This is a genomic window from Winogradskyella vidalii (assembly GCF_013403955.1).
Classification (GTDB): Bacteria; Bacteroidota; Bacteroidia; order Flavobacteriales; family Flavobacteriaceae; genus Winogradskyella; species Winogradskyella vidalii.
On record NZ_JABFDG010000001.1, the window covers coordinates 1,438,415 to 1,459,655 of the forward strand.

Here is a 21,241-nt window from a genome sequence, read left to right on the forward strand (position 1 = left end):
AGGATAGCAAGCAATAAAAACTAAAAAAATTAATTTTAATTTAATGATTAAAACTCGGCTATAATTGTATATATTGAGCAAATAATAAATGTATTTATGGACGATAAAGAAAAATTTGAAATGGAGTTTGTGATTCAATCATCACCAGCATTACTATATACATATATATCAACACCTTCAGGTCTGTCTGAGTGGTTTGCTGATAACGTAAACTCTCGTGGAGAGCTATTTACTTTTATTTGGGATGGCTCAGAAGAACAAGCTAAAGTATTAAGTAAAAAAAGTGGCGAACGTATTAAGTTTCGTTGGTTAAGTGATGACGAAGATGGCGCGCCTTATTATTTTGAAATCCGAATACAAGTCGATGAAATCACTAAAGATGTTTCTTTAATGATAACTGATTTTGCTGAAGATGATGAAATAGATGAGGGGAAAATGCTATGGACGAATCAAATTTCTAGCCTTAAACAAGTGTTAGGTTCAGCTTAAGAACAAACTAATTACCTTATCTTTGTCTCGATTTAATTTTAGAATTAAATCGAGATTTTTTATGTCATAATTTTATAGTACATATTTTTTAATAATACGGTCTTCTTACGGAGGCCTCCGATTTTTTTTATGATAAATTTTAACGGTACACTACTTTCTCAGTCAGATTCTAAACTCAGCACAGAAAACAGAGGTTATAAATATGGCGATGCACTTTTTGAAACTTTAAAAGTTGTCAACGGTAAAATCTTCTTTTGGGAAGACCATTATTTTAGATTGATGTCTTCCATGCGAATTCTTAGAATGGCTATTCCAATGCACTTCACTATGGAATTTTTAGAAGCTGAAATTTTAAAAACCCTTGAGGCTAACCATTTATTACATGCTGCTGCACGCGTACGATTAAATGTGGATCGTGGTGAAGGTGGAAAATACTTGCCCTCAACAGAAACTCAGGTTAATTTTAATATTGTAGCAGAACCACATACAGATCCTTTTTACAGTATTGATGTTAAGGCGACTTGCTTAGTGGATTTGTATAAAGATTATTTTATGGCCCCAGGGCTACTGTCTGGATTAAAGTCTAATAATAAAGCCATTCAAGTTATAGGGAGTATTTATGCTGAAGAAAATGATTTTGATAATTGTTTGGTTTTAAATACCAATAAAAGTGTCATAGAAGCTTTAAATGGTAATTTATTTTTGGTAAAAGGCGGTCATATTAAAACTCCACCATTAGAAGATGGTTGTTTAAAAGGGGTGATGCGCAAACAAGTTTTAGAACTGCTTTCTAAAGATGTTAATATAACGGTAGAGGAGGCTTCTATTAGTCCGTTTGAACTTCAAAAAGCAGATGAACTGTTTGTAACTAATGTTATTAAAGGGATTGTGCCGATTACTAAATATCGTAAAAAAACGTATGAAAGTACTTTTGCTCAAGGCTTGGTATCTAAACTTAATGCACGACTGCGTTTACTATAGACACTTCAAAAATCTTGTATTTCAATTGAGTTAAGCTTCTGTTGTAATAAGTAGAATTTTATTTCTTAATGTATAACAGCTTTAATTATAGCTCGGGTGTTCTGGTGCATTAGACCAAATACTGTAATCACCACCCAGTTCTAGCATTTTTTCGCGCCAAAATGAGTTACAAGATTTAGAAATAATATCTTTATTGTAGATGTTTTCAGAAATTAGCCACGCATTAGATTCGAGTTCGCTGTCTAATTGCTGTTCATCCCATCCTGAATAGCCTAAAAAGAAGCGAATATCAGAACCTACAATTTTTCCTTCATTGATTAAGTTTAATACAACTTTAAAATCGCCTCCCCAAAAAATACCATTAGATATCTCTATACTGTTGGGGATAAGCTCTGGTGATTTATGAATAAAATAAAGATTGTCTTGTTCAACGGGACCACCATTGTAGACTGTAAATTCAGATTCGGTACCTTCTATAAGATCTTTGAGATTGTATTCTAAGGGCTTATTTAAAATAAAGCCCACAGAACCTAAAGCATTATGGTCGGCTAATAAAATTACAGCACGATTAAATGAAATATCACCGATAATTGATGGCTCGGCAATAAGTAAATTACCTTTTTCGGGTTTGTTCATTTTTAGCTTTTTCTAAGTTAATGGTCTTTAAATCTATGTTTTTTTTGTTAATAAAACAACAAATACTGTTAAAATTAGAGCAAAAAAAAACCTGCTCGATGAGCAGGTTCTGTATTTTAAATAAAAAATGGCTTAGTTTACAGCGCTACTTAAGTCAGATCCTGCCTTAAATTTTACTACATTTTTAGCTTTAATTTTTATAGTCTTTCCAGTTTGTGGGTTTCTTCCATCTCTGGCAGCTCTTCTAGAAACTGACCAAGAACCAAATCCTACTAAAGATACTCTGTTACCTTTTTGTAAAGATCCTTCGATATCAACTAATAAAGAATCTAATGCTTTTTTAGCAGCTGCTTTTGTAATTCCAGCATTTTCTGCCATTCCATTGATTAAATCTGTTTTGTTCATAATATTTATTTTAAATTGTTAAAAATTGGTTTTAGAAAGATACTCCTTTTTAAATCCGTACACAAAATTATTAGGAATATTAAGCTATACAAGTAATAGCAAGGGAAATACGGCTTTTTGTTAATAACTTGCGACATTTGTTAATAAAGACTATGTATTTCGTCGGATTTTTTGCTATGTCAATGATTATAAGGGTTTACAGCAGTTTTGCGCTATCAGAAAAATCATAACCGTTTAAAAGTGATTTTACGTTCATTTTACGTTTTCCTGGGAGTTGAATTTCTATAATAGTGATATAACCATCTTGGCAGGCAACTTTTAAGTCATCTTTAGTGGCTATTAACGTCCCAAATTCATAATTATGTGGCGCTTCATGCTTTTCTACTTCATACAGTTTTACACGTAAAGGCGTTGGGTCATTATTTTCGAGGTAGCACCAAGCGGCTGGAAAAGGATTTAAGCCTCTAATTTTATTATATATAGTGGTTAGTGGTTGCGACCAATCTATTTTACAATTATCAGCGTTAAGTTTATAAGCTGTTTTTAAATCTTCGGTTTGCGGTTGTACTTCAGTACTCACCGTTCCTGTTTCAATCTGTCTAACCGTCTTAATAACGAGTTCGCTACCAATTAACATAAGTTCATCATGCAATTGACCAACGGTTGTATCTGTTCCTATAGGAGTTGATTCACTTGAAATAATGGCACCGGTGTCAATTTTTTCATCTATAAAAAACGTTGTGACTCCAGTTTTAGTCTCGCCATTAATTATAGCCCAATGGATGGGAGCTGCACCTCTATATTGTGGTAATAATGAGGCATGAAGATTAAAGGTGCCGTATTCTGGCATTTGCCAAACCACTTTTGGGAGCATTCTAAAGGCGACTATGATTTGTAAATTGGCTTTTAAAGCTTTTAATTCCTCTAAAAATGATTCAGCTTTTAGATTTGTAGGTTGTAAAATAGTCAGTTTATGTTCTAACGCAAATTCTTTTACCGCCGAAGCTCTTAGCTTTTGGCCGCGTCCTGCAGGTCGATCTGGAGCCGTAATTACACCTACTACCTCATAGTTGTGTTCAATTAATGCCTTTAATGTGGTCACTGCAAAATCTGGTGTGCCCATAAAAACAATTCGTAAGTCGCGTTTTTTCATCATATAAGCGTATAAGTATTAGCTGGTGTTAATTTAATTTTTTTGAGTTCTATTAATTCTGAAAGTCCCAAAATAAGGACCTGTTCTGAACATTTAAGGTGTTCTAATAACTGTCTAGATGATAAAGCTTGTTTTTCTAAATGGTTAATAATTTGAAGCTTTATCGTTTTAATTGATGTGGCATCTGTACTTAAAACTTTAGCCTTACATACGGAGCATTGTCCGCAATCTTGATTTGTTTTTTCTCCAAAATAGCGTAATAGTTGTTGGCTTCTACAAACAGAATCATTTTTAATATACGTTAAAACCGATTCAATCTGCCGATGTTTTAAAGTGTGCTGTTGCTCTATATTTCTGGCAATAGGATTAATGGTAATCGCATCTTCGCGTGGTTTTAAAAGCGTGATTTCTGAATCGGTATTGGCCATTTGTAAACTAATAACTTCGTCTTTTTCTAAACGTTGCAATTGCTCAATAACTTGTTTTTCTGAAAGCTTAGCTTTTTTAATCACCAAACTGAGATTCACCTTTGTTTCATAATCAAAAATACCGCCATAAGTTCTTAAGAGTACTTTAACCAAAACATTTAAATCTAAATGTCTTTCTAAATAGTTAAATAGGACGGCATTGGTGGTTGTAAATTGAATTTTAGTCCTGAAATTAAAATGTTGCATTAGCGTTATAACCGCATTTCGGTCTAACAACAATAACGCATTATAAGTGATGCTGGCATTTAGTTTATAATGGCTACAAAACGATTTAAAATCGAATTGATGCATTGTATTTTCGCCTTCACCATAAGAAATCTGAAAATAGTTACACAGCTTATTATAAACGGTTTTAACAAAAGCCACCGATGGCAAGGTGCTTAAAAACTGCTTACGTAGGTGGTCTTCATCAATATGCTGTTTTAAAATGATGGCGTGGGCCAATTTGCCATCTCTTCCAGCTCTTCCGGCTTCTTGATAATAGCTTTCTAAACTTTCGGGTAAATTAAAATGAATAACGGTTCTAACATTAGCCTTGTCAATTCCCATTCCAAACGCTGTTGTCGCGACCACAATTTCTTTTTGACCGTTAGACCATTGCTGTAAGCGTTCTTGCTTTTCTTTATTGGTTATGCCGCCATGATAAAAGGTGGATGAAAACCCTTTGGCATTTAAGAAGTCATTAATCTGAATCGTTGCTCTTCGGTTTCTTACATAAATAATAGAGGTGCCCGTATAAGTTTTTAAAAGGTGTTCTAGCTGAAATAATTTATCGTCCGTATGCAGCACATTGTAAACGATATTTGGTCTCGCAAAAGACGCTTTAAATATTTTAGGGTTTATAAAATCGAGATTTTTAACAATATCATCAACGACATTATGTTTGGCCGTTGCAGTTAAAGCAATACAATTAACATGCGGATGCATTTGCCTTAAACTAACAATATTTTTATAAGCGGGTCTAAAGTCATTTCCCCATTGGCTGATACAATGCGCTTCATCAACCGCAATTAAATTGACTTTCATTTGCTGAATGCGCTCTTGTACCAAAGTTTGCTGTAAACGCTCAGGTGAGAGGTACAGAAATTTATAATTACCGTAAATACAATTGTCTAATTGGGTATCTAAATCTTTGTAAGCCATTCCTGAGGTTAATGCAATGGCCTTAATTCCTTTTTCTTTTAAGGTATTAACTTGATCTTTCATTAAGGCAATTAAAGGCGAAACCACAATGCAAATACCATCTTGTATTAAAGCAGGAATCTGAAAACATACCGATTTGCCGCCACCCGTTGGTAATAAGGCAAAGGTATCCTCTTGGTTTAAAACCGAAGTAATAATCTCTTCTTGAAACGGTCTAAAGGATGTATGTTGCCAATACCGTTCTAAAACTTCTATAGGGTGCATTACTGCAAATTTAAGAACTCTAAAACAAAATCGGTCCTAGTTTTAACACTTCCGAAGGGCACATCAATTAATTGGTAGCCAAAACGCTGATAGGTGGTTAGTAAATGCTTATGGATTTCAATGGCTTCTTCAAAGTTTTCGTACCGTTCGCTATCACTAGTAAATATCTCTTGCCAAGGAGCTAACACAAAGATAACATCGTACTTATGGGCTTCACAAGTCTTAACAAAATGATCTGGATAGGTGTCACCAATATAATCCATATAAGCAATAACATCTGGTAAACCACGATCTAAAAATACGGTAGATTTTGTTTCTTTTTCTGCGTTTAAAAATTGTTGCGTTCTACCTTCTAGTAGTTTTTCACTAAAAAGTAAAGGTTCGGTAAGGAACATTTGCTCAACGCCATCTTTTCGGGCTTGTAATGTGATTTGTCTTGAAATTTCATCATAACAAATAAAATCACGTTTTTTTAATGCATTAATAATAGTGGTTTTTCCACTGCCAGGACCCCCTGCGATGACAACTTTTTTCGGATTCAAATTAGAATAGATTTTGAAAAATAAAATAGAGGATAAAAATAAGGGTTTAAATATAGAATATTAAAATCCGATTGATATTTTGAGCTCAAATGTTTAATTCGTGTCTAATTGTAGTCATTTTTAACTTTTTTTTAAGTTGAAAAGCGTACCGACACCTGATTTAATCTTTCGTTTTTAAGTTTTAAACGTATCTTTGTCCCTGAAAAATTTCACTATGGATAGTTCTAAGAAAACAGACGAATTTTACGAAAAACTAAAGTCGCAACTTTACGATACTTCAAGTTGGCCAACCGAATATTTATATAAATTTATTGTGCTTTCAAAAGGTACGGGAATTGCAGATGTTGAAGGACTTTTTAATAGTCTTGGAGCCGTGATAAATACAAAGCCTTCTAAAAATGGAAAATATACAAGTGTTTCCATTAACGTAAGAATGAAAAACCCTGAGGCTGTGATTGCTAAATATAAAGAAGTGGCAGAAAATGTTGAAGGCGTAATTTCACTATAAATTTTCTTTTAAGCATCATATTTTTTTGTACTTTGCAACAAAACCTAGAAGACTACAGGTTTAGAACTTTACACTACACACTTTATAATTTTGATTGACGATTTAGAATACAACACAGAGCGCGAGCATTTAATTATACCAGAATATGGACGTCATCTGCAAAAGATGATTAATTACGCTAAGTCTCGCGAAACCAAAGAAGAACGCAATAAAGTCGCTAAAGCCATTATTTCCGTAATGGGAAATCTACAACCACATTTAAGAGATGTGCCCGATTTTCAACATAAATTATGGGATCAGTTGTTTATTATGGCTGATTTTGATATTGATGTCGATTCCCCTTATGGCGAACCTTCTCAAGAAGAAATACAAGCGCGACCAGAACCTTTAAGATATCCGCAAAACCATCCTAAATACCGTTTTTATGGGAATAATATAAAGACCATGATAGATGTTGCGGTAAGTTGGGAAGATGGTGAGTTAAAAGAAGCGTTAACCTACACCATTGCCAACCACATGAAAAAATGTTTTCTTAATTGGAATAAAGATACGGTTGAAGATATTGTGATTTACGATCACCTCTACGAACTTTCGGGTGGTAAAATTAATTTAAAGGAAAGCAAAGAAGATTTAACAGATGCTTCAAGCTTAATGCGTACCAAATCAAAATATGGTAGCAAAAACAATTCAAACAAAAAGAACAATTCTTCGAATAAAAAGAAATATTCTAGTAACAGAAAACGCTACTAAAAACGCATGAGTACATTTAAAATTGAAGGTGGTCACCGATTAAAAGGTAAAATTCAGCCACAAGGAGCTAAAAACGAAGCTTTGCAAATCTTATGTGCAGTACTTTTAACTGCTGAAGAAATTCAAATTGATAATATTCCAGATATTATTGATGTTAATAAGCTCATAGATTTATTAAAAAAGTTAGGTGTTAAAATCAATAACATTGGCAAAGGATCTTACACCTTTAAAGCTGATGACCTTAACTTAAAATATTTAGAATCTGCAGAATTTAAAGAAGATGGAAAAGGCTTAAGAGGCTCTATTATGATTGTTGGTCCTTTGTTGGCCCGTTTTGGTAAAGGTTATATTCCTAAACCAGGTGGAGATAAAATTGGTCGTCGTCGTTTAGATACCCATTTTGAAGGCTTTATAAAATTAGGTGCACAATTCCGTTATAATAAAGAAGATTTGTTTTACGGTGTTGAAGCTGAAAAGCTAAAAGGTACTTATATGCTTTTAGATGAAGCTTCGGTTACAGGAACAGCCAATATAGTTATGGCAGCCGTTTTAGCAGAAGGCACAACTACAATTTATAATGCTGCTTGCGAACCGTATTTACAACAATTGTGTAAAATGCTGAACCGTATGGGCGCTAAGATATCTGGCGTTGGTTCTAACCTTTTAACGATTGAAGGTGTAGATGTACTTGGAGGAACCGAACACCGCATGTTACCGGATATGATTGAAATTGGGAGCTGGATTGGTTTAGCTGCGATGACTAAAAGTGAATTGACCATTACTAATGTAAGTTGGGACGATTTAGGCGTGATCCCTAATATTTTTAGAAAAATAGGCATAACGGTAGAACGCCAAGGTGATGATATTCATATTCCCGCACATACTGATGGTTACGAAGTACAAAACTTTATTGATGGCTCTATTTTAACCATTGCAGATGCACCATGGCCAGGATTTACACCAGATTTGTTAAGTATTATCTTAACCGTTTTAACACAAGCAAGAGGAAGTGCTATAGTACATCAAAAAATGTTTGAAAGCCGTTTGTTCTTTGTCGATAAATTAATTGACATGGGCGCAAAAATTATTCTTTGTGATCCGCATAGAGCAACCGTTATTGGTCATGATTTTAAATCGACATTAAAAGCCACCACCATGACATCGCCAGATATTAGAGCAGGGGTTTCCTTGTTAATTGCAGCATTATCAGCAAAAGGGACGTCTACAATTCATAATATTGAACAAATTGATCGTGGTTACGAAAATATAGATGAACGTTTAAGAGCTATTGGTGCTAAGATAGAACGCGTCGATGGAAATTAATTAGATAATAAACACACCAAATTGGTGTAAGATTAAAATAAAAAAAGCCTAAAGTTCATTCTTTAGGCTTTTTTATGGTTTAATATTTATTTTGAAAATATTTTATTATTTTCGCAACTCTTCAGGGATGATTTCTTTCCCACGCTGCTTTTTCAATACTTTTTTGAAAGAATAAAGGTAGATAAGGAATGGATATAGTATTCATTTAAAAAAATATTAAAAAATGGCTGTTTTAGACCAATTAACATCGCAAGAAGCGATAGATTTAGAAAACAAATACGGTGCCCATAATTACCACCCATTACCTGTAGTTTTAAGTAGAGGTGAAGGTGTACATGTTTGGGATGTAGAAGGGAAACAATATTATGATTTTCTGTCAGCATATTCGGCTGTAAACCAAGGACATTGTCATCCAAAGATTGTCAATGCTATGGCTGAACAAGCAAAAACGTTAACCTTAACCTCAAGAGCATTTTATAATGACATGTTGGGTAAGTTTGAAAAATACGCTTCAGAAACCTTTAATTTCGATAAGCTTTTACCAATGAATACAGGAGCAGAAGCTGTAGAAACGGCTTTAAAAATCTGTAGAAAATGGGCTTATGAAGTCAAAGGTATTGATGAAAATGAAGCTGAAATCATTGTATGTGAGAATAATTTCCACGGAAGAACCACCACTATTATTTCATTTAGTAACGACCCCGTAGCACGAAAAAACTTTGGGCCTTACACTAAAGGTTTTATTAAAATTGAATATGATAATCTTAAAGCTTTAGAAGCGGCTTTAGAAAACAATGCTAATGTTGCAGGCTTTTTAGTAGAGCCAATTCAAGGGGAAGCTGGTGTATATGTACCAAGTGAAGGTTATTTAACTCAGGCTAAAGCTTTGTGTGAAAAGCATAATGTTTTGTTTATTGCAGATGAAGTGCAAACAGGAATTGCAAGAACTGGGAAAATGTTAGCTGTAGATCACGAAAATGTAAAACCAGATGTTTTAATCTTAGGTAAAGCCTTATCTGGTGGAGCTTATCCGGTGTCTGCTGTTTTAGCAAATGATAACATCATGAATGTGATAAGACCCGGAAATCACGGTAGTACTTATGGTGGAAACCCGGTTGCAGCAGCGGTTGCTATTGCGGCTTTAGAAGTGATTAAAGAGGAAGACTTAGCAAATAATGCAGAAGTTTTAGGACAATTATTTAGAGCTGAACTTTCTAAGTTCATCGAAAGCAGTCCTATTGTAAATGCTGTTAGAGGAAAAGGCTTATTAAATGCCATTTTAATAAATGATGCAGAAGATAGTGATACGGCTTGGAATATTTGCTTGAAATTAAGAGATAATGGTTTGTTAGCGAAACCAACGCATGGTAATATTATTCGTTTTGCACCACCATTAGTTATGACTGAAGCACAGTTATTAGACTGTGTGGCTATTATTACAAAGACACTTAAGGAATTTGAAAAATAGTTATAGCGACTAAATTATATGTATAAAAAAAGCGATTTTCTTAATTGAAAATCGCTTTTTTATTTATGTTAATAACAAGATTATTGGCCTAATAGTTCTTGCATTTTTTCTTGCATTAATTGTTCGTCTTGTAATGTTTCCATTCCAAAGAAAGAAATAATCCAAATGATATAAGCCACCATTAAAACACTAAGTACTATACCAATAATTCCCATGATTTTTCCAGCTTTTACATTCCCGTAACCTGAATAACTTTCAGGAGCTTCCATATAAAGTTTAGAGGCTTTTCCTGCGAGTATAATTGCTACAATTCCGAAAATTAATCCAGGAATACCATAACAGCAACAGCCAATAATTGATAAGATTCCCATGATTAGGATTAGGGTACCATTAGGGATTTGTTGTTTTTCCATTTTTTTTTGTTTTTAGTTGATTAAAAAAGTTTTAGTTATAAAGCTCGTTACAATAATACTAATATTTAATAGAAATAGGCCAAAAATTATTTTATGACCATTTTTATATTGAAATTTAAGATGAAATAAAAGGTAAGTAAACATAGCAATAAGGGTGTATATGGCAGGATACATATAAAAAGCTGCTACAAATTCGCCTTTCAGAATAAACGACAATGAGCGTTGCATGCCACAACCCATACAATCAATATTGAAAGTTTGCTTCCAAAGGCATGGCAGCATATAGTCATCTAAGCCTTTTGCTAGTAAAATCATGCTGCTAAATTAACAATTTGGAATTACTATCTGATGAATCGCTTTTAAAAAATTAATGACTATTTTCTCATAAGTATTATTACGGCTTTAATTGGCTATTAAAGTGATAATTTTAAAGGACTAATCCTAAAAATATTTTTCTAAACCTTACTTTTGTGTTTTAATTTATAGAACTATGAATTTTTCAAGAACCCTCAATTTTCTTTGCATCCTTGTTGGTGGTATTATTGCTTTTTATGCCCAAGCACAAGAAGAACAAAATACGTATATATTATTAGCTGGTATTATGTTATTGGTTTTTGGAGTCTATAGAACTTCGCGTAATATTCCAGATAAAGAGGAAGAAGCCGATGAATCTTTCGTAAAAACAGAAAAAGAAGATGAAGTTTAAAGTAGGCGATAGCGTAGAAACTCTTGATGATGATATTTTTGGTGTTATCACAAAGATTTTAGGAAATCAAATTACGGTTGAAGATAATGATGGTTTTGAGCTTCAATTTGAAGCCCATGAACTTATGCTAATGGCTTCTGGGGATTCACTTGAAGATGCAGTTTATAATACCGATATAGAAGCTGTAAAAAAAGAAAAAGCATCTAAAAAACGGCAATCAGCACCTGCAGTAAAACCTAAGGAACGTAATGCGCCTAAGTTTGAAGTTGATTTGCATATTCATCACTTAACAAAATCTGTAAGAGGTATGACTAATTACGATATGTTAAATCTTCAATTGGATACCGCCAGAGGGCAATTAGAATTTGCGATTAGAAAACGCATCCCTAAAGTCGTATTTATACATGGTGTTGGCGAAGGCGTGCTTCGTCAAGAATTAGAAACGCTTTTTGGTCGTTATAATAATGTTGTGTTTTATGATGCCGATTATAAAACTTATGGTTTAGGCGCTACTGAAGTTAAAATTCTTCAGAATGTAGCTCCTTAATCCAGAAGTGATTGAGCATCGACTTCTAAATCTGTGGTTAGTGTACCAAACTCTACAGTGGTTGCTCTTAGAATATCTAAATCAATACCTATAATTGTTATACTTGTTGTTACCGTTCTAGAAAATGTAGTGGTTCTTTTTCCGGGATCGGTATAAGCTTCAACGGCATTAGATTGACTAGATAAATAGCGAAACACATTTTCTCCAGTTTCTTCATCTACCACATAATTTGCTGGGTCTCGTGGGTTTTGATCACCGTCTTTGTCTTCTAAATACGTGAAAACGAAGTCGCCATCATCATCATTATCTAAATGATTATAGGTGCCATCCTCATCGGTATCCAAAGTATGAGTCAAAGGATTGTAATCGTCATCATCTTGAATAATCTCATCTATCGTTAAGACATTATCATTATCATCGTCTTCATCGATGTAATCTGGTATACCATCTTCATCAGTGTCTTGAGAATCCCAATAAATACCATCTTCATAGGCTTCACCGGCTAAACCTTCATATTCAGTAGGTATGCCATCATTATCATCATCTACTATAGTTACTGTAATTTGTATTTCTCCTGCATCAGCTTCGTAATCATCAATTATACTCAATGTTCCAGGTGGTATAATTTCACATAAGTCGCCGCTTTCTAATTCTCTATTATACGTTCTGTAAATAAATCTTACGTCTGTATCACTTATATCTATACTATAGGGTTCGTCTACAGGTGTTGGTGTCGTAAACAAAGCGTTGTTATCATCATTTTTAGGAATAACTAAAATTAGTGCTTCACTTGGGTCTTCTCGTGTATCATAGATTAAATGATACTCCTCAAAATTATCACAACGTTCTAGTTCTTGATCAAAGACTAAATCTACCGATAAAATATCGCCATCATCACAAGCAACCAAAACGATAAAACAAAAAAGGATATAAAAATGACGTCTCATAGATTCAATTTTTAGCAAAAATAAAGGATTTGTAAAATTATAACGCTTCATTATCTAAATAATTTTATTTACAATATTTTTGTGATTATCAAAGTTGATTTTTAGTGTTCAAACTTCAAATTTAGAAGCTTATTAAGCATTAGAAACAAAAAAGAGTCGCTATGAAGCAAATATATTTAGATAATGCCGCAACAACAGCAATTAGGCCAGAGGTTATTACACGTATGACGAAAGTGATGGGTGATAACTATGGAAATGCGTCGTCTACACATAGTTTTGGGCGTTCATCTAAAGCACTCTTAGAGCAATGTAGAAAAAATATTGCGGCTTATTTTAATGCAAACGCCTCGGAAATTGTGTTTACTTCTGGAGGTACAGAAGCTGATAATTTAGTATTGCGTAGTGCGGTTAGAGATTTGGGTGTTACCGAAATTATAACCTCTAAAATTGAGCATCATGCTGTTTTGCATACCGCAGAGCAGTTGCAAAAGGAATATGATATAACGCTTAAATTCGTTAATGTTGATGCCTGTGGTAATATTGATTACTCGCATTTAGAACTTTTACTTCAAAATAGTTCTAAAGCAATAGTGAGTTTAATGCATATTAATAATGAAATAGGAAATATTCTAGATTTAGGACGCGTTGCTGAACTTTGCACAACGTACAAGGCTTTATTTCATTCTGATACGGTTCAATCTGTGGGTCATTATAATATAGATTTAAAAGCCATTTCTATTGACTTTTTAGCAGCAAGTGCACATAAATTTCATGGGCCAAAAGGCGTTGGATTTTGTTTTATACGAAAAGAATCGGGATTAAAACCGTTGATTTTTGGAGGTGAGCAAGAGCGTGGTTATAGAGCAGGTACAGAATCTATTCATAATATTATGGGAATGGATGAAGCTTTAAAAATAGCCTATACAACTCTTGAGGATGAAAAAACATACATTTCAGAATTAAAGTCTTATTTCATTCAGCAAATAAAAACCCATTTACCAAAAGCGAGTTTTAATGGAAATTGTGAAGACAACGAAAAGAGTACCTTTACGTTAGTTAATGTTTGTTTACCAATAGCTCCTGAAAAAGCGTCTATGTTACAGTTTCAACTCGATTTAAAAGGTATTGCATGTTCAAAAGGGAGTGCTTGCCAAAGCGGAAGCAACCAACAATCGCATGTACTGACCGAAATTTTAGATATTGAAAAATTAAAGCAGCCTTCAATTCGTTTTTCGTTTAGTATTTATAATACCAAAGAGGAATTGGATTATGTAGTTAAGGTTTTAAAGGAATTTATGAAGCCTAATTAATTTAGGTATATTAATCACAGCGAGTTTTTTAAAAGCAATACAATTAATTCTTAATAATTACTTTTTGAGATTTCGCTATACTGCTTGCGTCCAAAGATACATTCACAATATAAACACCATCATTTAAATTTATTGTAGATAAATTATAGGCTTCTTCAATAGCATCAAAATCCGATTGAAGTACGCGTTTACCAGCAACATCATAAAGGGTAATACGCTTTACATTCATACCATTTGGGTTTTGTACTGAAAGTTGGTGATGCGTGTTGTCTTGATTGATTATTAATTGTGTGGTATTAAATTCATCAACATATAAAGCTTGGTTGGTAAAAACAATGTTAAAACGATCCGTATAGTTGCCTGACTCTATGTTCAGTTCGTAATCTAGATTTCTTAAATTAGTGTAGGCGTTTGTGACATTATCATGAATATAAATGCCTTGAGAATCATCGAAATTCTGAATGTCAAATATTCTAAATCGCAAAGGTTGCTCTTGTTCAATATTAATGGCTACAGGAATTATTAATGCTTCTTCAAAAGCAAATGCTTGACCAGAATATACCTTTTCATCTAAAGAGAAATAGGCATCTGAACTGTAGCTTTCTGAACGTATGAGTTCTAAACCATAATCAAATCCGGCGGTTGCAGAATCATGAAAATTTAAAACCAATTGTCTTGTGTATTGTAATTCGTCATCACTAAAGTCGACATTAATTCTAAAGCGTTTATAATCTTCTGGTATAATAGAGAGCCCATTATCTTGGTATTGTATGCCTATTGGTTCATTCGTTTCAGTGGTATTAGAATCATTTGTATTGCTCCTAAAAAAGTAACTATTGCCATCAGATTCTTTTGCAAACGCCCGATGTGAATTCCTAGTATACACCATTGCGGGAGCTTCTGGTGTGCCAGCGATACCTTCAACCATAAAGCCTTGCCCAACGGGTATGTAGCGTAACGCTTGTTTTGATCCTGAGCCTCCAGGTCCAGGAGGTAAAGAAAATACGTTATCTTGTTCATCGTATGTAAAGAAAACAGCAGGGGTGTTAGTGATAATTGCACCAAATTCATCAATTGTAAATAAAGAGTACCCACCAATATAATCTTGTAAGACATGAGAGGGTACATTACCATCTTGTTCCCAATATTGTAACGTACCATTAATTGATGCTTGGTTGGCAGGGTCATGAATAAACGCAGCGGAATCCATAGCACTTGGATACGGATTACCAATTAAAGTGTTTAAGCCATTAGCAACATCATTGGTAATAGTTCCGTTATTTGGTTTACCTCTAAAGTCATACAATTGGCTGCCTGTTAAACCTGTTCCATTTCCTTTCATGGTAAAACCAAGACCTGGTTTAATATTTCCTGTAGCGCCAACAAAAAACCAATCGAGATATTGATCTGATATTTGATAGGTCCATAACCAGCGTTGAGCTATCGATAATGGACTAGCACTGCCGTCATAACCTTCTACAAATAATGCATCTACGCTCGATGTTAATCCTGTGGCATCATCAATTAAATTAACGCGTGCATCTTCATTACCAAAAGCGGCTGAATTATTACCAACAGGTGAACACCAGTAATTATAACTCCATTGGTTTACTGTCCCTGTTTGATAGACACTCAATTGCCCAATACCAGAATTACCAGTTGTTCCATTACCTTGAAGAAGTTGAGCTTCGTCTCTTAGATATATTTTAGAATCAACATCATCAATGTTAACATCGTCTGTAACATAAACATATTGGTTTTTTACAAAGACATAAGCGTCATTTTGAACACTAAGTTGCGCAAATGAAATACTACAATAAATTAGTAGTAATGAAAAGAGAGGAAGTTTCATGAGTCTTAAATTTTGAACTAAAGTATTGAGAGTAAGTTACTCCAGATAATTTAGCTGCTCAAAATTAGTTATTTATGATGATGTTTTCTTGCTGAATTCATCCAAAAACATACTCATTTCATTCTAAACAAGGCAATGATTTAAAAACGTGCAGACAATCTCACATTAAAAACACGAGGCGTTAAATAATTAGGAATAGCGTATTGCGCTTTAGAATAAACATCTCTTACCCAAGTATTGGTGATGGAGTTCTGGTTGTTAAACATGTTGTAAATCTCAAACCCAATAGATAGTTCTCTTAACGACTTTTTCCATCTGGCATTATAAGTTTTTTCAGGATTAATGATTTCATATGAAATCCCTAAATCAGCACGTCTGTAATCGCGTAGTCTTAGTTGATATATATAGGGGTCTGCATAGCTAGGTGAACCACCAGGAACACCTGTATTATAGACCAAATTTAAATACATTTTTAAATCGGGCATATTAGGCACATAATCTTGAAACAAAGCTCCAAATTTTAAGCGTTGATCGGTTGGACGTGCAATATAGCCACGATTGTCAATATTTTCTTCCGTTTTGAGATAGCCAAAACTAAACCACGATTCGGTACCAGGAACAAATTCGCCATTAAGTCTTAAATCCAAACCATAAGCATAAGCTTTGGCATTGTTATCAGCACTATAGCGAATTCTTACATTTTCTAGTGTATAAGGATTAACGTCTGTCATTCCTTTGTAATAGGCTTCAGTAACTAATTTGAAAGGTCTTTCCCAAACTTCAAAACTATATTCATTACCTAAAACCACATGAAAGGATTTTTGTGCTTTAACATTTGGGTTTACTGTTCCTGAAGAATCTCTTAACTCTCTGTAAAAAGGCGGTTGATAGTATAAACCCGTAGCGACTCTAAAAAGCATGTCTTTTTCCCAATTAGGCTTTATTGCAAATTGGGCTCTTGGACTAATAACAGTTTGTGTTTCTCCATCTGAAATATCATTACCACTAACACTCCAACTGTGTGTTCTTATACCAGCATTATAAAAGACCTCATTACCGTTCCAATCGGTACGTTTGCTATACTGAACAAAGGCTTGCAATCGATTTATTTTTATAAAATTGGTCGCTCTTATGTTTTCAAAAGCAGTTAATGGGCCAGAAAACGAAGTGTAAGGTTGTTGGTTGGGTTCGCTAAAACGCGGCGGTCTAATTGAAAAACCAGCCGAATCAATAACTTCGTATTCTGCTAAGCGATCTCTAATATCTTCGTGGGTGTATTTTGCAGACCATTCAAGGGTGCTTTCGTTATCAATTTTATAATCGCCTCGATGTTCTGCATTAATAATAAAGGCATCTAAATCATTACGAGCATGGGTTAATTGTGAGCCAATACCTTCACTAAACTCCACATCACCTAAATTTTCATCACCAATATTAGTGTTAACTTCACCCAAACGGTACTGCGCTAAAATGTCAAAATGTTCTTGCTCGGTAGTATGATAAGCCGAAGCAACTAGCTTTAATGTTAAATCTTCACTCGCAAAATAATTGGCTTTAAAGGCCCCAAAGTAAGTTTGGTACTGGTCTTTTTCTTGACCATCATAGAATACTAATAATGCCACAGGATCACTTAAAGTTCCGAAGTTGGTTTGTCTGTTTTCTGGTTGGAAATTATAGTTGTTTAAAGAGATATTTCCTAAAAAATTCAAATGGAATTTACTTGAAAAACGATAGGTCAAAAATGTTTGCGCATCTGCAAAAACAGGCTCTACATTCCCTTCGGTTTCTAAGCTATTTAATAATAAACTGTTATCTCTAAAACGAACACCTGCTATACCAGAAAACTTACCATCTTTTGAAACTGTTTCAGCAGCAATACTTCCGCCTAGTAAACTTAAATCGGCTCTAATCCCAAAATCTACAGGGTTTCTGTAAGTGATATCTAAAACTGAAGAAAGTTTGTCGCCGTATTTAGCTTGAAAACCACCCGCAGAAAAATCGACATTCTGAACCAAGTCCGTATTTACGAAACTTAAGCCTTCTTGATTACCAGAACGGATAAGAAATGGTCTATAGACTTCAATTTCGTTGACATACACGAGGTTTTCATCAAAATTACCTCCTCTAACAGAATATTGTGTACTTAATTCATTTGAAATATTAACGCCAGGTAAGGTTTTTAAAATATTTTCTACACCAGGTTGTGCACCTTTAATGGTTCTAATCATTTGCGGTGAAATAGAGGTGACACCATCAACAGATTGTCTGGTATTAGTGTTAATAACTACGGTCGAAATCTGCTCAATTTCTACAAGCATTACCGGATTGTATTCTATTTCTTGGCCGTTTTTTAGACTGAATTTTTGTTCAACACGTTCGTGAGAAATGTGAGTAAAAATAACTGTGACTTCAACATCTGATGGGATTTTAAGTTCATAAAACCCGTTGTTATTTGTGGCAGTACCTTGGCCAGTACTAGCTTTTATGTTAACCCCTTCAATAGGGGAATTGCCTTCGTCTAAAATTACGCCTCTAACTGTAGCGGATTGTGAAAAAGAAAGCCAACTAAAAAGTAAGCTTGTCAGGATAATAAAATGTAAGCGTTTCAAATAGTTTAGTTGTTTAAGTTAGGTTGAAATAGGGATTTCAATACTAAAATTCAGCATGCTTTATTTTAGTCGCCTAAGCGGTCGTAATACTATGATTTTTATTTTCTAAAAAATGTCGCTTCAAATGTAGAACTATTTCCTGCATTATCCGTCACAATTATTTTTAATTCGTTCTTAGTGTCTTTAACGATATTATCGTTAAAATCGTGTGTTAAGGTATTGGTTTTGTATTCATATTCCATTAAAATCCATTCGCCATTAACAGTTGCTCTGTATTTGCTAATCCCCGTTAATGCATCATCTATCTCAACTTTTAGGTAGCGATAATTACTAATCCACTTTTTATCATGAAAATTTATAGGTTTTATTGTTGGTGGTTCGTTGTCTATTGCTAAAGCAAATTTACCTAAAGCCTTAGTTTTTGCGGTGAGCATATTGCCTTTTCGTGTGGTAGGTACATAGTAGGGTTTCCAGTAATCACCATAAAAACGTGCAAAGTAAAGTTTGTCTTTATGCTCAGATTTAATATTAGTTAGGTCGTAATTGATATAAAAATTTTTTTGCATGGCAATAGTATCATCACCCATAAAAAGTGTGTCTGCGCTAGTTTTAAAATCTATGTAGGTATCATCGTATAAGGTATTATTGTAGAAGTTAACAGTAAAATTTCCTGCGTTTAAAGTCGTTGGTTTGTTGCTGTGTACTAATAACTTTCCTGTGTTATCTATTAGGCTGTCGCGTTCAATAACTTCATGTTTTCCGGTGATTGGAATAGTGACCCATGATTCATTCTCATGAAAGTCTCGTATTCTAACTCTATAAACGGAAGCCGTACTATCTTCAACTTTAACATAGCCATTATCATAAGCTGTTTTAAAAATACCTAAGGGGTTGTTAGATTCAATAAATAATTTTTGAATTTTAGATTTCTTGCTTTTGTAATATTCATAATCTACATACCGCTTAATATGTTTGGTTTCATCAAAACTGATACGTTTAAAATCGACTTCAAGGCTTTTATTGCCATTAAAAAAAGTTTGAATATTACTAACACCATTGTTATTTGGTGCTAAATCTTGTTTGTCATTTGATACAATTCCGAAACCAATGTTACCGTGAGCTGTAATATTTTCAACGGTATAATCGCCTGTTTTTTGTGGGATCAACCTTAGGTTAACGCGTTTGTTTTTGCCATTAATAATAGCATTGTTGTCTTTTGGGTAAGCAAAAACGCCAGTGATGTAAGGTGGTTTGGTGTCTTGGACTTTAAAGCCAAATAATAAGGGGTTCAGTGGACGTTCTTGATTGTCTCTAATTTCAAAATGTAAATGAGGTCCACCAGAGCTTCCGGTATTACCTGAATAGGCAATAACTTCATCTGCTTTAACTATGAGTTCTTCGGAATGAGGAAACACTTCAACCTCATAACTTTCTTTGTCATATTGGCATTGTTTGATGTACGCTTCTAATCGTTTTGAAAGCTTTTTAAGATGGCCATAAACTGTGGTATAACCATTAGGATGTGTAATGTAAATCGCTTTTCCGTAGCCAAAATGCGAAATTTTAATTCTACTAATATAACCTTCGGCAGCCGTATAGATTTTTAAACCCTGGCGTTGTTGTGTTTTTATATCTAAACCACCATGAAAATGCGTAGATCGCAACTCTCCAAATGTGCCAGAAAGCACTAAGGGAATATCTAATGGATTTCTAAAATAATCTTGAGGATATTCTGATTGTCCATATAAAGAGGACGTTATTAAAAAGAGTAGCAAAATTTGTTTCATAAGATGTACTAATATAGCGAAAATATTAATTTGGTTACGAATTTCAAATGGAATTGGTGTAATAATTTAAATAGGGTAAATCTTACAAGTTATACTAAAGGATTAACGCTTCACTGCCATAATATTATTTTTTTATGCTTTAATTTTGAGCTGTTTTATTTTATTAAATTTTATAAAGAGCTAAGCCTTTAGATGTTATAATAATAAAAAATAATTGTAAAACAATTGTATTTTTTCATTAGGTATGTTAACTTTGTTTCAATTGTATTGAAATGCCTTAATGAGTAAAATAGAAGATATTGTTGATGCTTTAGAGAATAAAATTAGTAAGATTTTACATAAGCAAGAGGTTTTAAGACAAACCAATGCTAAACTCTCTGAACAATTAGAACAGCAGCAGCAAAAAATTTTAGAACAGCAGGAAGAAATTGCTGACTGGGTTGAAAAACATGACACTCTTAAGATGGCGAATTCAATGCTAGGTAGTGACGAAAATAAGCGAGAAACAAAGCTCAAGATAAATGCACTTATTAGAGATATTGACCATTGTATTGGACAACTCTCAGAATAAAGTTGTAAATTTAGATTAAATATGTCAGAACAATTAAAAATTAAACTTTCTATAGCTAATAGAGTTTATCCGTTGACGATAAATCCGAGCCAAGAAGAAGGTTTACGTAAGGCTACAAAGAAAATTGAGGCTATGATTGGACAGTTTGAGCAGAATTACTCTGTAAGAGATAAGCAAGATGTTTTAGCCATGTGTGCTTTACAATTTGCCGCTCAAGTAGAGCAAAAGTCAATAGATAAAGAGTATGTTAATGAAGAAGTTCAGGAAAAGTTAGAAGCTTTAAATGATTTATTACAAGCACATATTTAACTCGTACGTTCTTATAAAATACAATAAAGGTTACTGCCTA

The 21,241-nt window shown here is 33.8% G+C and carries 22 protein-coding genes; 11 read left to right on the forward strand and 11 right to left on the reverse strand.

What is annotated here, in order from left to right; all coding sequences use genetic code 11:
* Nucleotides 1-96 precede the first annotated feature (96 nt).
* Entirely contained in the window at nt 97-489 is a 393-nt protein-coding gene (locus HM982_RS06125; protein WP_179352213.1) for an START-like domain-containing protein, read from the forward strand.
* A 129-nt stretch (nt 490-618) separates the two neighbouring features.
* Nucleotides 619-1,470, forward strand: a complete 852-nt coding sequence (locus HM982_RS06130) for an aminotransferase class IV (protein WP_179352214.1) — start codon at nt 619-621, stop codon at nt 1,468-1,470.
* A gap of 81 nt (nt 1,471-1,551) precedes the next feature.
* Here the strand turns inward: HM982_RS06130 and HM982_RS06135 are convergent, their stop codons facing one another.
* The 5 genes from HM982_RS06135 to HM982_RS06155 form a co-directional block, all read right to left on the reverse strand.
* Complete coding sequence (locus tag HM982_RS06135; RefSeq protein ID WP_179352215.1) at nt 1,552-2,106, reverse strand: YqgE/AlgH family protein; 555 nt, start codon at nt 2,104-2,106, stop codon at nt 1,552-1,554.
* Nucleotides 2,107-2,238: 132 nt separating this feature from the next.
* Nucleotides 2,239-2,511 carry an HU family DNA-binding protein gene (locus tag HM982_RS06140; protein ID WP_008271173.1) on the reverse strand — a complete coding sequence of 91 codons (273 nt, stop codon included), beginning with the start codon at nt 2,509-2,511 and terminating at the stop codon, nt 2,239-2,241.
* A 196-nt stretch (nt 2,512-2,707) separates the two neighbouring features.
* On the reverse strand, nt 2,708-3,667 hold the full coding sequence (gene fmt, locus HM982_RS06145; RefSeq protein WP_394354342.1) for a methionyl-tRNA formyltransferase: 960 nt from the start codon (nt 3,665-3,667) through the stop codon (nt 2,708-2,710).
* On the reverse strand, nt 3,664-5,559 hold the full coding sequence (locus HM982_RS06150) for a RecQ family ATP-dependent DNA helicase (RefSeq protein ID WP_179352216.1): 1,896 nt from the start codon (nt 5,557-5,559) through the stop codon (nt 3,664-3,666). The genes fmt and HM982_RS06150 overlap by 4 nt, the downstream gene beginning before the upstream one ends.
* Nucleotides 5,559-6,101 carry an AAA family ATPase gene (locus HM982_RS06155; protein WP_179352217.1) on the reverse strand — a complete coding sequence of 181 codons (543 nt, stop codon included), beginning with the start codon at nt 6,099-6,101 and terminating at the stop codon, nt 5,559-5,561. Before HM982_RS06155 ends, HM982_RS06150 begins: the two co-directional genes overlap by 1 nt.
* 214 nt (nt 6,102-6,315) lie before the next feature.
* On the opposite strand from HM982_RS06155, the gene HM982_RS06160 reads away from it, so the two are divergent.
* From HM982_RS06160 to rocD, 4 genes are all read left to right on the forward strand, one after another.
* A complete protein-coding gene (locus tag HM982_RS06160) occupies nt 6,316-6,609 on the forward strand; it encodes a DUF493 family protein (protein WP_179352218.1) in 294 nt (97 codons plus the stop codon).
* A 90-nt stretch (nt 6,610-6,699) separates the two neighbouring features.
* Entirely contained in the window at nt 6,700-7,359 is a 660-nt protein-coding gene (locus HM982_RS06165; RefSeq protein WP_179352219.1) for a DUF4290 domain-containing protein, read from the forward strand.
* A gap of 6 nt (nt 7,360-7,365) precedes the next feature.
* Nucleotides 7,366-8,682 carry a UDP-N-acetylglucosamine 1-carboxyvinyltransferase gene (murA, locus tag HM982_RS06170; protein WP_179352220.1) on the forward strand — a complete coding sequence of 439 codons (1,317 nt, stop codon included), beginning with the start codon at nt 7,366-7,368 and terminating at the stop codon, nt 8,680-8,682.
* A gap of 223 nt (nt 8,683-8,905) precedes the next feature.
* Nucleotides 8,906-10,150 (forward strand): ornithine--oxo-acid transaminase, encoded by a 1,245-nt coding sequence (gene rocD, locus HM982_RS06175; protein ID WP_179352221.1) that lies wholly within the window; start codon nt 8,906-8,908, stop codon nt 10,148-10,150.
* Between the two features lie 80 nt (nt 10,151-10,230).
* Here rocD and HM982_RS06180 read toward each other — a convergent pair whose 3' ends face one another.
* On the reverse strand, nt 10,231-10,563 hold the full coding sequence (locus HM982_RS06180; RefSeq protein ID WP_179352222.1) for a CCC motif membrane protein: 333 nt from the start codon (nt 10,561-10,563) through the stop codon (nt 10,231-10,233).
* A gap of 12 nt (nt 10,564-10,575) precedes the next feature.
* Nucleotides 10,576-10,878 (reverse strand): DUF2752 domain-containing protein, encoded by a 303-nt coding sequence (locus HM982_RS06185; RefSeq protein WP_246296579.1) that lies wholly within the window; start codon nt 10,876-10,878, stop codon nt 10,576-10,578.
* 175 nt (nt 10,879-11,053) lie between these two features.
* Between HM982_RS06185 and HM982_RS06190 the strand changes: the two genes are divergently transcribed.
* Both HM982_RS06190 and HM982_RS06195 read left to right on the forward strand, forming a co-directional pair.
* Nucleotides 11,054-11,269 (forward strand): hypothetical protein, encoded by a 216-nt coding sequence (locus tag HM982_RS06190; protein ID WP_179352223.1) that lies wholly within the window; start codon nt 11,054-11,056, stop codon nt 11,267-11,269.
* Nucleotides 11,259-11,816: a Smr/MutS family protein gene (locus tag HM982_RS06195; RefSeq protein WP_179352224.1), complete on the forward strand. Its 558-nt coding sequence runs from the start codon at nt 11,259-11,261 to the stop codon at nt 11,814-11,816. The genes HM982_RS06190 and HM982_RS06195 overlap by 11 nt, the downstream gene beginning before the upstream one ends.
* Here HM982_RS06195 and HM982_RS06200 read toward each other — a convergent pair.
* The gene (locus HM982_RS06200; protein ID WP_179352225.1) at nt 11,813-12,763 is read right to left on the reverse strand and encodes a hypothetical protein; all 951 of its coding nucleotides are present in this window, start codon (nt 12,761-12,763) and stop codon (nt 11,813-11,815) included. The genes HM982_RS06195 and HM982_RS06200 overlap by 4 nt on opposite strands.
* Before the next feature lie 161 nt (nt 12,764-12,924).
* On the opposite strand from HM982_RS06200, the gene HM982_RS06205 reads away from it, so the two are divergent.
* Nucleotides 12,925-14,073 (forward strand): cysteine desulfurase family protein, encoded by a 1,149-nt coding sequence (locus HM982_RS06205; protein ID WP_179352226.1) that lies wholly within the window; start codon nt 12,925-12,927, stop codon nt 14,071-14,073.
* A 43-nt stretch (nt 14,074-14,116) separates the two neighbouring features.
* Here the strand turns inward: HM982_RS06205 and HM982_RS06210 are convergent, their stop codons facing one another.
* From HM982_RS06210 to HM982_RS06220, 3 genes are all read right to left on the reverse strand, one after another.
* Entirely contained in the window at nt 14,117-15,925 is a 1,809-nt protein-coding gene (locus HM982_RS06210; RefSeq protein WP_179352227.1) for a T9SS type A sorting domain-containing protein, read from the reverse strand.
* 140 nt (nt 15,926-16,065) lie between these two features.
* A complete protein-coding gene (locus HM982_RS06215; protein ID WP_179352228.1) occupies nt 16,066-18,534 on the reverse strand; it encodes a TonB-dependent receptor in 2,469 nt (822 codons plus the stop codon).
* Nucleotides 18,535-18,632: 98 nt separating this feature from the next.
* Nucleotides 18,633-20,321 carry a M23 family metallopeptidase gene (locus tag HM982_RS06220; RefSeq protein WP_179352229.1) on the reverse strand — a complete coding sequence of 563 codons (1,689 nt, stop codon included), beginning with the start codon at nt 20,319-20,321 and terminating at the stop codon, nt 18,633-18,635.
* A 280-nt stretch (nt 20,322-20,601) separates the two neighbouring features.
* On the opposite strand from HM982_RS06220, the gene HM982_RS06225 reads away from it, so the two are divergent.
* Nucleotides 20,602-20,892 carry a hypothetical protein gene (locus tag HM982_RS06225; protein WP_179352230.1) on the forward strand — a complete coding sequence of 97 codons (291 nt, stop codon included), beginning with the start codon at nt 20,602-20,604 and terminating at the stop codon, nt 20,890-20,892.
* A 21-nt stretch (nt 20,893-20,913) separates the two neighbouring features.
* Nucleotides 20,914-21,201 (forward strand): cell division protein ZapA, encoded by a 288-nt coding sequence (locus HM982_RS06230; protein WP_179352231.1) that lies wholly within the window; start codon nt 20,914-20,916, stop codon nt 21,199-21,201.
* The last annotated feature ends 40 nt before the right edge of the window (nt 21,202-21,241 follow it).